The following is a 14,899-nucleotide window of genomic DNA, read 5'->3' as shown; positions in this document are numbered from 1 at the left end:
AATGAAAAAATTACTGGCATCAAGCCTGGGTTTATTCCTGTTTATATCCTCGCAGGCACAGGTAAAACTGGCATCCATTTTTACTGATAACATGGTGCTGCAACAGCAAAGCGAAGCCCCGATCTGGGGTTGGGACAAAGCCGCCTCAACCGTTATCATCAACGCCTCATGGAATAAGAAAAGCTATAAAGTCAAAGTAAATGCAAACGGCAAATGGCTAGCCAAAGTAAGCACCCCGGTTTACGGCGGCCCTTATACCGTAACCATCAGCGATGGTAATACCATCAAACTAAACAACGTAATGATTGGCGAAGTTTGGCTTTGCACCGGGCAATCAAACATGGAGATCCCTATGAAGGGTTATAAAAGCCAGCCGATAAACGGGTCCCTTGATGCGATACTAAAATCTGCTAATAACAACATCCATATTTATACTGTTCCCCGTTCATCAGTAACTGAAGTACAGGAAAATAGCAAACCTTCCGAATGGCATGTTGCTTCACCCGAATTTGTTGCCAACTTTAGTGCAACCGGTTATTATTTTGGCAGGTTGCTGAACGAAATGCTGCATGTGCCTATCGGCCTCATTAGCGATTGTTACGGTGGTTCGAGTGCAGAAGCATGGATGGATCCTGAGGGACTGAAAGACTTCCCGGAGATCAAGGTCCCGGCTAAAACAGATTCTATTAAAGCCGTATCACGCACACCTACTACTCTGTTCAATGGCATGCTGAACCCGGTGATTGACTACGGTATCAAAGGCTGTATCTGGTACCAGGGCGAATCAAATTATGACCGGCCCGGCCAATATGAAAAGCTTTTCCCGGCAATGGTGAAACGCTGGCGCGAGTTATGGCAACAAGGCGATTTTCCGTTTTATTATACGCAGATAGCACCTTATGATTATACCCAGCTACCACCATACAATGCTGGCGGCAAATACAATTCAGCTTACCTGCGCGACGCTCAGCGTAAATCGTTAAAAGTTATACCTAACAGTGGTATGGCCGTATTGCTTGATATTGGTGAGCAGGTGACTATTCACCCGCCAAGGAAAGAACCCGTAGGTACACGGTTGGCCTATCTCGCCTTAGCGCAAACTTATGGTATTAAAGGGTTCGATTATGCGAGCCCGCTGTATAAAGAAATGACGGTGGATGGCAACCGGGCTACCATCAGGTTTGAACATGCTGAGAACGGATTGACCTCCTTCAATAAACCAATCCAAAACTTTGAAATAGCGGGTAAGGACAAAATATTTTACCCGGCGCAAGCCATGATATCGGGCAGTGTAATTATTGTATCTTCAGCTTTGGTAAAAGAGCCTGTGGCTGTGCGTTACGCCTTCAGGGATTTTGTGGTGGGCGATCTGTTCGGCACTAACGGGCTCCCCGTTTCCTCATTCAGAACCGACGATTGGTAATATGAAAAAACTCTTGTTGCTGCTTTGCTTTCTGTACTGCAATATCGCGTTAGCCCAAAATAAAGGCATTGAACAATACAACGAAGTTTGGACAAGCCAGAGCCAAAACTCGGGCCAGTCCATGCCCTGCGGCGGCGGCGATATCGGGTTGAATGTATGGGTTGAAAAAGGCGAACTGCTCTTTTATATAGCCCGCAGCGGCACCTTTGATGAAAACAACGCCATGCTCAAACCCGGCCGCATAAGGATCAAACTATCGCCAAATCCTTTCGGTGGAAGTGATTTTAAACAGGAGCTAAAACTTCAAAATGGCTCTATTCTCATCCACGGAAAAAACGGCGATTTAAAAGCCGAAATAAAACTTTGGGTTGATGTTTACCGCCCGGTGATTCATGTTAATATCAGCAGCAATAAAGCCATTAAAACCGAAGCCACTTTTGAAAGCTGGCGCTACCGCGACAGGGAGGTTAAAGGCCTCGAAAAAAATGAAGGCTCCTGGAAATTTGCCCCTCGCAACGATATAAAAACGCTGAAGGATAATATTGCATTTAAAGGCGACGCCATCCAGTTCTACCATCACAACCTCGATTCTACCATATTTGACGTTACTGTAAAACAGCAGGGTATGGATGCGGTTAAAGATCAGATGTACAATCCGCTTAAGAACCTCACCTTCGGAGGGCTGATGCAAGGCAAAAATCTGAAACCTGCTGGTACTGTAAATGGGCAATATCTTAATACTGACTTTGAAGGCTGGAGGCTGGAGAGCATCAAACCCGCTGCCAAACAGGATCTTGAGATCTGCCTAAGCACTCAACAAACCACATCCATAAATGAATGGCAACAGGGATTACAGAAAGTAGTTAACGAAGCAGAATCCAACCACAAAACAGTATGGCAAAAAACAGCCGACTGGTGGAAGCAGTACTGGGGCCGGAGCTTTATCTATATCAATAACGATAAGCCTGCCAATGATACTTCAGCATGGCAAAACGGTAAAAATTACCAGTTATTCAGGTACATGCTGGGCTGTAATGCTTATGGACAAGCCCCCACTAAATTTAACGGTGGCCTTTTTACTTACGATCCCGTTTTTGTAAATCCGCAATATGCCTTTACACCCGATTTCCGTAATTGGGGCGGCGGTTTAATGACTGCCCAAAATCAACGGCTGGTATATTTTCCGATGTTGAAAAGCGGCGATATTGACATGATGAAACCGGAATTTGATTTCTATCTCCATTCCCTAAAAAACGCCGAGTTGCGCAGTCAGGTTTATTGGGGGCATAACGGGGCCTGCTTTACCGAACAAGTAGAGAATTTCGGTTTGCCGAATAGTGCCGAATATACCTGGAAACGCCCCGCCGATTTTGATAAGGGCATAGAATACAACGCCTGGCTTGAATATACCTGGGATACCGTTTTTGAGTTTTGCCTCATGATGCTGGAAACTGAGCGGTACAAAGGCGATGATATCCACCAATACATTCCTTTCATTGAAAGTTGCCTTACTTTCTTTGACGAGCATTACCAATACCTTTCCCACAAACGAAGCGCTAAAGCACTTAATGGGAATGGCCATTTGGTTTTATACCCCGGTTCATCCGCCGAAACTTTTAAGATGGCTTATAATTCCAACTCTACCATAGCAGCCCTGCAAACCATCACCAAACGAATGCTGGCCCTGCCAGATACCTATTTAACGGGCGACGAGCGCTTGAAATTGACCAGCTTACTGAAACGCATCCCCCCATTAACATTTGCAGAAATTGATGGTCGCAAAACCCTCACTCCTGCCAAATCATGGGAACGGGTTAGTAACGAAGAGAACACCCAGTTTTACCCGGTATTTCCATGGGGAATCTTCGGCTTAGGCAAACCGGGCTTAGATACCGCTTTGAACACATGGAAACTGGATACCCTCGTAGCCAAATTCAGGAGCGGCATAGGCTGGAAACAAGATAACATTTTTGCTGCCCGCTTAGGACTTACCAGTGAAGCTGCCAAACTGACCACCTTTAAACTCAAAAATTCAGGCAGGCGTTTCCCCGCATTCTGGGGACCGGGTTTCGACTGGGCACCCGACCATAATTGGGGTGGCTCGGGCATGATCGGTCTGCAGGAAATGCTGATGCAGGTGGATGATAAAAAGATCCTGCTTTTTCCTGCCTGGCCAAAGGATTGGGATGTGCATTTTTTACTTCACGCGCCTTACAACACCACTGTTGAAGCGAAGCTAAAGGATGGAAAAATAGTTGATATGAAAGTTTTTCCGGAAGAGAGAAGGAAAGATATTACAGTGATGCTAAGCCGATAAAACCCTCTTCTCAATTGTAACAAATCGGGTGTCCCAATTTTTTGATTCCGGAAAAAAACAATCGAAAAAGTCCCGGTATTCTTTTTTGTAAAAAGAGGGCCATTCCATTTTTTGAGCGTGAAAACGCGGAACACCTTAAAAACCTTTCGCCTTTAACCTTCCCTCTTAAAAATCCAGCGGCAACCAGGTTTCCATATCCACATGCCCACGGTTTCCCCATGCATAATATGGTATCAGCCTGATATCAGTAGCGTTTTGTTTTGGTGCGGATACTTCTTTATAAAGCCTGTTACTCCAATTGTTTTCATCCCGAACGTCGGCTTTTCCAACAAGGCTCATAATCTCGCTGTTATCTATCCTGATCATTTCCGGTTTGAGTACATTGCCAATTGACAGCGCTATATTGAAGATCTTTTGTCCCTCCGCCAGATCGGCCGATTCAAGGCAATACACCACCGGGCCACGTTTAACCGCTACCTGGTTGCGGGTTTCTTCAACCAGCGGATTAGCTTCCATCAGCGTTACCGGCATAGGCAGGTCAAGATCAATTGTCATTCCTTTTCGCCAAACGGCGTTCAACTGGGTATAAGCTCCCGGAGTGGCACCTAACTGTGGCACCGGCTGATCGGCCATTTTGATACTTGCACCTTTACACCAGCCCGGGATCCTCAAAAACACCGAGAAAGCTTTATTTCCCGGCACATCATCAAACCGGATGCGGACCTTTCCATCCCATGGATAGTTGGTAGTTTGGGTCATTTTTATTGGCGTTCCATCTTTCAGTTTAGCCGTTATGGTATTGCTGCCATACAAATTAAACCACAAACCTTTATCCGATACACTGTAAGCATAATCGCTCACCTCGGCAATGGTACGCACCACGTTTGGAGGACAGCAATTGGAGAGTTTGATATACCTAACCCTATCCTTCGACCAGCGCTGTTTAAACGGCAAACTATCTGAATAGGCCAGGGGATTAGTATATAAAAAATCGCGACCGCTTAAGCTGATGCCCGAAAGCACACTGTTATATAGTGCCAGTTCAATCACATCGGCATATTTTGCATCGCCTGTTATTTGCAGCATGCGCCAGTTCCATAAAACATTGCCAATATTGGCGCAGGTTTCATTATGAGCGGTAAAGCTGGGCAACTGGTAATCGCGCCCATAAGCCTGATGAATTTTTTGTACCTCGTTCGGATTATAGGAAGTCCCATCCGGCGAAACACCGTCATACAGCGATCCGCAGCCACCAGTGATATACATTTTACGGTTCACCACGTCGTTCCACATTAAATTTAAAGTATGCATCAGGGAGGTGTCGCCCGTTTCGGCAAACACATCGGCAGCACCGGCAAAAAGGTAATTGGCCCTCACTGCATGCCCCATGGCCTGAGTTTGCTGGCGGAAAGGCACCCTGTCCTGGTTATCATCAGTACCATCTTTCATCAGGCCGCGGATATCGATAAGGTTTTTGGCCAGCTCCAGATATTTAGGATCGCGGGTGGTGCGGTACATCTCTACTACGCCCATATAATGCGAAGGGCAAATGGCATTCCGGGCCAACTCTGGCGAAGCGGTTTTATAAAATTTGTAAAGATAGTCGGTTGCCCTGATAGCTACTTTCAGCAAAGTTGGTTTACCCGTAACGCGATAATGCACGCAGGCGGCGGTCATCAGGTGACCAAGATTATACGTTTCAAAGTTGAGGCGGTCACTAAGGGCCTTTTCTTTAATGCTGTTCTTGCGCTCCTCAATAATGGTTGGCGTGTGGATATAGCCGTCGGCCCGTTGCGCTTTAGCAATAACGGCTATGGTTTTATCCATCAAGCGGTCAAGTGCCGGATCATGCGTGGCTGCGTACATGCTCGCTACTGCTTCAAACAGCTTATAAAAATCCCCATCATGAAAGGGCGGCCCCTCGTGTGAGCCTGTGTCCAATCCGGCGGCTATTTCAAAATTACGGTAAGCGTGGCTGATCTTTGGGTCGGTATAAACCCGCCACAGGTTGGGGATCATGGTATCACGGCAAACTTTAAACCTGTCGGCCCAGAAACCACCCGTCCACTGTACCGAGCCCATATCAAGGCTACTTAACTTGGCGTAATTGCTTTTGCTGGTGTTAACCAATGCTTTGTTTTGTGCCGAAATCCTGCCGCCGGCAATTACCAATAATGTGATGATAAGATATTTATACAATGTTTTCATTTTAGCTTTTCGAGAGGAGGAGGGAACCTCAGGGTCCTCTGCGAGAGACCCAGAGGGGACGGCGAGATACTTATATGATGTTTTCATACTATTAAGGGATATAAGTGAGCAACCTAACCGGGCTGAGTAATCCAGCCGGCAAAAGCGGGCGGCTTTCCAACCTGTAAGGTGCATTTGTCCATGTAATTCGTTTATTTTCCGGCAGCACATGATCGCCCATGAGGCGGTTGGCCCAGGTATTGGTTACTTTAATTATTAGCTTATTTTCTCCAAATTTAACCGCCTTGCTGATGTTTACACGATAAGGGAATGTCCATGCAGTGCCGCAGTTGATCCCGTTTACGTATACTTCAGCAAGGTTGGCAACATTGCCCAGATCAAGGTATAGTTTGCTGTCCGGTTTCCCGGTAAACTGAAAAGTGCGGTTGTAAACAGCCGTTCCGGAGTAGTACTTTATGCTGTCATTATTACTAAGCGACCAGTCATCCGGTTTATCAAACGTAATCGGCTTTTCAGGTCCTCCGGATTTAGGATCAAACTGTATCTGCCAGCTTGTAAAAGTTTGTACCGTTTTAAAATGTACCGCTTTATCCAACTCAAGTTTTGTATCCGGGTGGCTGTTTCTGAAAACAATAAAAGCGGAACCATTTGCAACAAGGTTAAGACTCAGGTTTGTACGAGCCGATTCACTGGTACTATGCAAACGTTTCATATCCCCGGTTAAAGGATCCCATAATTCAGGAACACGGCATGATACCCTCAGCGATAAATTGACAGTGCGGTTTAAAGCCTGCTGATTGGAGATGAAATAGATATCAAGATTATCAGCCCTGCGATGTGTCCATGCCAGATCTTTTGCGGATTGATTTACCGAATCCATAACGATCAGATCGCGAGAAATGCCGATTTCATCAAAAGTATCTTTCTGGTAAGGGCCGATCAGCAGTTTAGTTTCCGATGTCTGCTTGACGCCACTTAAAGTAGCTTTCATCCGTTCGTCGCCCAACAAAACCGTAGCCCCCTCGTTCACCAATTGTTGAAGTTTTTTAATAACCTCTGCCGATAACTGCCATGGTTGCGGTGACATTTGACTTATCCCCGGAACAACCAGTATGGCATAACTGGCCCCCCCAGGCAAAATGATCCGGCCATTTCTTACGGTAACTAAACGCAGCAATGCGTCTTTGTTGAAAGAATCATAAGCATAACCGCGCAGGGGGTCGATCCAATTCTCAGGTAAAGCCATATTGGCTGAGTGGTTCGCATCTTCAACCGAATTGATGACAGGCACATCTTTATTAGCCAAACGTTCAGCTTCCTGTTTGACCCGTTCAGCACCGAAGATCCCCGGCAGGGTACTCACCAACCTGTCGGGCAAAATAGCACGGCGTGGGGTTTCCTCGCCAGTAAAAACAGCGATATCGGTAACCGGGTGGCCTTGCTGTAACATGGCCTGGCAACGGCCGATATAATCAAACCAGGCTTTTCCTGGCTGCCACCAGGTTTGATCGCGCTGAAAAAACAGTCCGATCCCGTCAAGCGTCATCCCGGGCTTACGATCGAGCCAGGGGTTATGTACATTCACATGGAAAACATAACGGTTAATGCCAAGGGCAAAATTACGATCGGCAGCAGTTTTGAGCATACCGGGATGTTCATCCCACAAAAGCCTTAATTCCGTAAAAGCCTCGGCCTGGATAATATTTTTTCCGTAGATGTGGCCGCCGGATATCGCATCAAGCATGTCATTGGGTTTATCATGCGTATGGCTTCTGAACCAAAACTCTCCCATCGGGATATCGGCCTTTTGATAATGCAGCATGCCGTCGCTCATCATGGTTGGGGCAACGCTTTCAGCAGTAAATGTGCAGCCTTTTTCGTGTGCCAGCTTAGCCATTGTGCCATAGAAATTATCTACCAGTAACTCGGCTATAGTTTGCCGCACATCGGCCAATACCTTTTCGGATTTTTTGGCGCTCTCCATCGGCACACCGGCCATTAATGGAAGATATGGCAACAGATCATACCCTCGCCGTTTTTTAAATTCACCGGCAAAAATCGGCGACCAGTTTTGACTGCCACATTCCCAGCTATCTACATGAAAAATCTTCAAAACCCGTTTGGCCAGTTCAGCCCCCCCCTGTTTGATAGCCTCACCAAACCAGTTCTCAAACTGCGTTTTGGCAGCTTCAGGGTTAAACTTATCACATTCCAGACCGATGCCGCCACCGCCTGTAGCGTTGGTATGCCCGGTGGAAGTATGACCAATACGAATGATAGTCCAGTTGCCCGCAGGTGCAATCCAGTTGAGTTTACCATCCGCGCTTAATTTATTAGTAAGGTTAATAACCTTGCTTTTATCGACACAAAGATTAGCCGGTAACTGGATTTCTGTAGTACACTTGCTTAAGCGCCACACCTCACCGTTTTTACTTTCATATTGATGGATGCGCGGCTCGCTTAACAACTCAATCCCCGAAAGCTTTAATGTAGGCTTCCATTTGGCAAAATCAAGATCTTCCGCCCCTGGTTCTGATCCATTTTTATCATAAGTAAACCTGAAATATTTTGCAGTTGTTGGTTCAATAGCATTGGTAATTTCGGCATCCCCATCCTGCCAGCCATGGCGCGGTGGCTCAAGTCGGCCTAATGAGCGAAAATTTTTACCATCATCACTTACTTCAAGCAGTAGCCGCTCCGACTGGTAATTGTTCCCAGCCGTATGGATAATGAGAGAACGGCAGGTAAATGGCTTTTCAAATTCCAACTGTAGCCAGCAAGACTCATTACTGGTAAAGCTTTTGGTATTCCTTTTTTCAGCAAGATATTGTACATCGGTATTCGGCAGATTGGTAGTTACCTTTGAATGCTCATCATAACTACTCTGACCCTCGCCGGGAAGCGATGGATAAGCCAATATTTCGATATCCTTATAATAATTTTTATAGTGCAAAGGTACAGGCAAAGTATCATGATAAGCTTTGCCGCCCTCAACCTCAGTTTTTGACCATACTACTTTTTGCATGGAAAGTTCAGGAGTTATCCAGGGGCCGCCTGCCAGCGCGAAACCATCGCTATCGTGCATGGCTAATTTTACACCTATTCTGTCGGCTTCCTGCATGGTAAATTTCACCATAGCCCACCATTCGGGGCTTAACTGCTTAATTGACGGCGTAAGATATGGCGGATTAGCCGGCCCTTTGATAGGCATTAAATAAGCCCCGGCAATACCGGCTTGCTTCATGGCCAGCAGGTCGGCAGTGATACCTTCCCTACTTACAGCGCCTTGCATCCAGTACCAGAACACCCAAGGCTTTGCCGATTCGGGCGGGTGTAGAAAAGCTTGTTTCAAAGCATCTTTTTGGGGTAACGGTTTGTGCTGCTGGGCCATCCCCTGAACAACCAGGAAGCACAGGCAAATACCGGTTATAAAAACGTGCTTCCTCATTGCGTTTTGTTAAATTTCATTTGATACGCCGCTTTTCCGGCAGCATCGGGTTTGCCCTGATAAGTCTTCAGATAAAAGCTGTAACCATAGTTTTTTGCCGGGATGTGGTACTGCTCCAAGGGCTCGGCTACTTCCGACCAGCTATCATTACCACCTACGCCCATTTGTACCAGATCGATATTAAGGGTTATAAAACCTGCATCCTGGAGTTTATTGGTGTGTTTTGCCTTTTGGATGTTTTCTTCGGTATAAAGCCAGGCGCTCATGCTGAGCAGGCTATCGGCAGTTACCACCAAGCCGCCGGTTTTATGGTGCAGCAGCATCCAGCGTACATCGGTGCGGTTACCGTTTTCCTGCGGTACCACATAAGGCTCCATGAATTGACTGATTGGTTGTGAATAGGTCCCCGCTTCCGAACCCGTACGCCTGTCAATATAGTTTTCATAAGGTCCCCGAGCGTAATAGCTAATATTACTGTCAGCCTGTGCTATCCCCATCTGCATACCAACTTTGGGCAGGTTTGGTAAACCCGTTTTAACATCAAGAAAATAAGAAACTTTTAACAACCCATCACCGCGAATGGTGTAGTTTATCTTTACCGAAGCGCTATCATTCAGCATAGAATAAATGCTGGTTATGATCACCGAACCGTCGCCGGGTTTAGAGACTGAAATCTTTTTCAATACAGGCACAGCATTAAACCACGCCTTTAGTTTTTTCTCCATTTTCCATCCCCGGTGGTCATTATCGGTAACCGGGCGGGTAAAATGAGGCAACAGCGGCGCAAATACCTGTTGCTGCCCTTTGCTGATATAGGAATTTAAAGCCCCGTTAACTTTACTGATGCCTATCTCAAAATCTTTACCACTGACGTGGTACACTTTGTCATCTTCTGAGATTTTCACTGCCGAATATTTTTTAGCATCAGGATGAACCGCTGAAAATTCGGGCTTAGTCAGCTGAAACTGATCGCTTGCTATTTCATAACCTTTAGCTGCCCATGGCTTATTTTCAGCAAGGGTAAAATGGATATCGACCAGGTATTCATGATTATGCTTTAAATTGGGCAGGTATCGTTTTATGCTGATGATGGTATCATGCCCGGCCGCAAGGTTAATGCGGGGGATTGGTTTATTAAGAATAACGTTACCATCTTCCCTAACCTGCAGGTCCACATCATAATCGGCCAGTGAAGCCACACTATGCCAATTTTTGATGCGGATGGTTCCTTTATCAGCGTCAAGCAGTTCGCAAACTGCGGGCTGAAAAACATGCTTGCACTCATATATCGCGGGCTTCGGCCTGCCGTCGGATGCTACAATGCCTTTGATGGTGAAATTATCAAAATAACGTTCGCCATAGTCACCGCCGTAGGCGTAGTAAGCCTTACCCGTTGAATCATGTTTTAGCAATCCCTGGTCTTTAAACTCCCAGATAGCCCCGCCAATTATCCGCTTAGTTGATCGCCATTGGTCCCAAAACTCTTTTAAATTTCCGTTGGAGTTACCCATCGCGTGCGAGTACTCCACAAAAAATATCGGGCGGTTATCGCCATTTTGTTGATTGGCCAGCAAGGGGGCGGTGTAAATTCCGGGATACATCCGGCTCACGATATCCACATAAGGCTGATCAATGGGGTTTTGCAGCCGATGCGAATGATCATTAGTTTTGGGATAGCGCGGATCGGTTGGATCGATATAGCCTTCGGCCTGCGGTGTGCCCTGTGCAGGCTCATAATGAACCGGCCGGGTAATATCAAAATCATGGATCCAACCGGCCATAGCCGCATGGTTTGGCCCGCGACCGGCCTCATTCCCTAAACTCCAGATGATCACGCTTGGATGATTTTTATCGCGCATCACCATCCGGGTTGCCCTATCGAGGTAAGCGCCGGTCCACATCGGGTCGTTACTTAGTTTTGAGCCAAGGCCATGTGTTTCGAGATTGGCTTCGTCTATGACCAGTATACCGTACTCATCGCACAGATCGTACAGGTACGGATCCATGGGGTAATGACTGGTGCGGATGCAATTAAAATTGAAGCGTTTGATGGTACGCACATCATTCAAAATGTCCTCACGGGATAGCGCTTTGCCTTTTACCGGGTCATGATCCGGCCGGTTTACGCCGTACAGGTAAGTCACTTTACCGTTGATGAGCAGCTTGCTATCCTCTTTGCTAAACTCAATACTCCTGATCCCAACCTTGCAGCTTTTAACCTCCAATGTTTGACCGGCACTGTCAACTAAAGATAAGGTAAGTGTGTACAGGTTCGGCTTTTCATCGCTCCATTTTTCCGGGTTTTTCATGGTGGTTTCCAGCAGACCGAACTTTACATTATCCAGCCGCGGATAGATCTCGTTGATGATGCTTTCCACACTCCGCTCCAGGGGTTGTTGAAGTACTTCTTTATTGTTCCTATCAAAAAGCCGGGCCTCAATTTTATAGCCGGGTACAGCTTTACCGGTCAGGTTTTCGATCCGTGGTCGAATACTGAAAACGGCGTCTTTATATTGTTTATCCAGTTTGGCCTGCCATTGAAAATCTGCAATCCGCAATTTGGGCTCGGCCAGCAACATCACCTCCCGGTGGATGCCGCTCATGCGCCATTGATCCTGGTCTTCCAGGAAATAACCATCACTCCAGCGGATCACCTGCACAGATACCACGTTTTCGCCTGCTTGCAGGTATGGGGTAATGTTAAACTCCGAAGGTAAAAAACTATCCTCCCCATAACCCAAAAACTTGCTATTCAACCAAACCTTAAAGCCTGAACTTACCCCGCCAAAATGCAGGGTGATGTTCATATCCTTCCAACCGGCAGGCAGGGTGAACGTACGCTGATAGCTGCCAACGCCATTATAATCTTGCGGTATATGCGGCGGGTTAACCGGGCGGAAAGGATAAACCGCGCTTTTATAAATAGGTTTATCGTAACCCTGCATCTCAATACTTGAGGGTACGACGATCTTTTTCCAGCCGCTTACCCTACTTTTATAAAAATCTTTTGGGGCATCGGCAGGTTTAGCTGCATAACTAAAATCCCAGTAGCCGTTTAAGGATAGCATCCTGCCTGATTTTTCCCTATCGCCCGCCAGCGCATCTTTAATGTTGCTGTATGAATACCCGGTAGCCCGTGCAGCATCCCGGTTGATACCATCAACCAAGGGGTTTTCCCATGGTTCGGCATCATAAACTGCAGGCACATTTGGGATAGGCGCGGGTGTTTTATCAACCAGCTGCGCGTAAAGCCCGGTTGACGAAAATGCCGTTAGAAACAGGATAAATAATCGCTTCTTCATCATTTCTTCGCGCTATAGCTTACAGTATACTGTTTTTGCTTTTGGATGGTAAGTTCATAGATGCCGTTTCCTTTTGCAGTTAATTCCCCCTCCTCACAAACCGGTTTCGATGTACTCGCAAACCGAAGCAGACCGGTTCCTGTGCCGCTGTTTACCTTGATTTGTTTGATGCTGCATGATACTTTAATATCGCCATTGGCGGTAGGCACACTGCCTTCCATCCATTGTAAACCACCCAAGTTAGGCTCGATAACATATTGCTGATAGCCCGGCGCCGTTGGTTTTACACCGAGATAATATTTTCCTAACAGGTATATCGGGCTTGCTCCCCAGGCATGGCACAGGCTTTTGCCAAACGGACGCCCGTACATGGCGTAATGCTCGGCACCGGTTTTAGTGGGGTTATACTCTTCCCAAAAAGAAGTTGCGCCGAGGTTCAGCATCCCTCCCCAGTAATCCTTCATTTCTTTCAGCACATAGCTTTGTTCGCCCATGGCGCAAAGGGCCTCGAGCTCGTAAAAGCGCATGTAGGGGGTGGTGATCTTCTGGATCTTATCGTTCAGTAATACATATTTTTTTACCTCCTGCTGCTGAGTGTCCGTCAGGTAATTGAAAAATATGGAGAACATATTAGTGTACCGGGTTACATTATCGCTTTGTTTACCATCAATTATGCTGTGCACAAAAGCATGTTTTTCTTTGTTCCAATACAGGTCAAAGATCTTTGATTTCAATCCGGTTGAGAGTTTTTGATATTGATCGTTGCCTGTTTTATCGTCCATGATATTGGCACATAAGGCCATGGTTTCGAGACTGCGGCAAAGCAGCAATTGTTCAAAGCTTACTTCTCCCTTTTTGCTCAGTTTATCGGCCCAGTCAATAAATACCCAGTCGCCGGGCAGGCCTTCCATCAGTCCGTTTTTGTCGCGGCGCTGCAGGCAGTAGCTCATCAGGCTTTGCATGCGCGGGTACATTTGTTTGATAAAACTTTTATCGCCGGTATACTGGTAATAATCATAAATACCCATGAACCAGTAAAAGGTATAATCCATAATGGTATTGATATGACTGGTTACCGGGTCTTTACCGCGTAGGGCATACAGCGTGCGCGTTACCGTTGGTGAGTCAAAGTACAGGTAATAATTCATGAGGTAGCTTTGATAAGCATCGCCCGACCAGATCCACCTGTCCCTCTTGATCCCATCGATAAAAAACTCCCTTGTATTCAGGTGCAGGGTATAAGCCGAAACATCCCAGATCTTATTGATCTGCTCATCCGAACATTTAAAACTCCCCCGCTGCTCAACCGGCGAATACTCATAAAACATGGAAACGCCATCGCCACTTACGTTGTCATCAAACAACACATTGATGTAACGGAAAGCGCGCGAGCCCTCCATAGTATAATCAGCTTTTTGAGGCTGATCTATGTGAATGCTATCCAGCAATTCGCAGGTTGCTGTAGCTAAAGCTTCTTCTTTGGACTCGCCGTAGCAGAGTTTAACGTTCCCTTTTCCTTTCAAGCCGATGAGTTTCGCATAACCGAAAGTTTCCTTACCAAAATCTACCAAAATGGAATGCTCTTTTCGCTCAGTCTTTTCCGGTTTGTGCTCCTCCGTAGGCAAACGGAATGCTGAAGGTAATTTATCTGCCGAATCAAAGTTCCAGTTGCCGGCGTTCACGTATTTGGTGGCCGATACATCAGAGGTTTTGCCCGATTCATCAATCCACTCCTTATCTTCATAGGTTACCAGCCAGGAGGTATCTGACATTAGCTGCTGCCCCTTAACAAATATGGCGGGTGCAGCAGCCTGGTTATAAACTTTGAGACTAAGCCTGTGCCTGCCAGCCGGCATATGAATGTTTTTTGGATAACCTGAAAAAGCCTTTCCATCAAGCTTTACATTGTATTGCCCTTCAACGGCAAACTCAACAGTTTCAGCATTTGCAAGCGTAAAATCCTTATGAAAATCAACCAGTACATAATGACTGTCCAGCTTCCAGAACGGCGGAAAGAAGGCCCCGCGCTCGGTGCGGCGGTTCTGCATCCGGTTACTCAGCCATACTTCATAATCGCCGGGATACCAGATCCAGGTTGCCTTTTGCGCTTTAGCTGTATCGGCAAAAAACATCAGGCTCAGCAGTATGACCAATACATATAGTTTGTTAAATTTTATATGGATAGATGTTTTGTACATAGT

6 protein-coding genes are annotated in these 14,899 nt (G+C 46.4%); 2 read left to right on the top strand and 4 right to left on the bottom strand.

Annotated features, from left to right (window positions below):
• Position 1 precedes the first annotated feature (1 nt).
• Both BLR84_RS01815 and BLR84_RS01810 read left to right on the top strand, forming a co-directional pair.
• Positions 2-1,423 (top strand): sialate O-acetylesterase, encoded by a 1,422-nt coding sequence (locus BLR84_RS01815; protein ID WP_090463493.1) that lies wholly within the window; start codon positions 2-4, stop codon positions 1,421-1,423.
• 1 nt (position 1,424) lies between these two features.
• A complete protein-coding gene (locus BLR84_RS01810; RefSeq protein ID WP_090463490.1) occupies positions 1,425-3,740 on the top strand; it encodes a DUF5703 domain-containing protein in 2,316 nt (771 codons plus the stop codon).
• Positions 3,741-3,905: 165 nt separating this feature from the next.
• Here BLR84_RS01810 and BLR84_RS01805 read toward each other — a convergent pair whose 3' ends face one another.
• From BLR84_RS01805 to BLR84_RS01790, 4 genes are all read right to left on the bottom strand, one after another.
• Positions 3,906-5,948 (bottom strand): aceric acid hydrolase, encoded by a 2,043-nt coding sequence (locus BLR84_RS01805; RefSeq protein WP_090463487.1) that lies wholly within the window; start codon positions 5,946-5,948, stop codon positions 3,906-3,908.
• Positions 5,949-6,039: 91 nt separating this feature from the next.
• The gene (locus tag BLR84_RS01800) at positions 6,040-9,396 is read right to left on the bottom strand and encodes a glycosyl hydrolase (protein WP_090463484.1); all 3,357 of its coding nucleotides are present in this window, start codon (positions 9,394-9,396) and stop codon (positions 6,040-6,042) included.
• Positions 9,393-12,701 (bottom strand): glycoside hydrolase family 2 TIM barrel-domain containing protein, encoded by a 3,309-nt coding sequence (locus tag BLR84_RS01795; protein WP_218128194.1) that lies wholly within the window; start codon positions 12,699-12,701, stop codon positions 9,393-9,395. Before BLR84_RS01795 ends, BLR84_RS01800 begins: the two co-directional genes overlap by 4 nt.
• Positions 12,698-14,896, bottom strand: coding sequence for an alpha-L-rhamnosidase-related protein (locus BLR84_RS01790; RefSeq protein WP_090463480.1), 2,199 nt, complete (start codon positions 14,894-14,896; stop codon positions 12,698-12,700). Before BLR84_RS01790 ends, BLR84_RS01795 begins: the two co-directional genes overlap by 4 nt.
• Positions 14,897-14,899 lie beyond the last annotated feature (3 nt).

Origin of the sequence: Mucilaginibacter sp. OK268, from assembly GCF_900103125.1 — a bacterium.
In the GTDB taxonomy this organism is placed as follows: domain Bacteria; phylum Bacteroidota; class Bacteroidia; order Sphingobacteriales; family Sphingobacteriaceae; genus Mucilaginibacter.
This window is presented reverse-complemented; position numbering and strand designations above follow the sequence as displayed.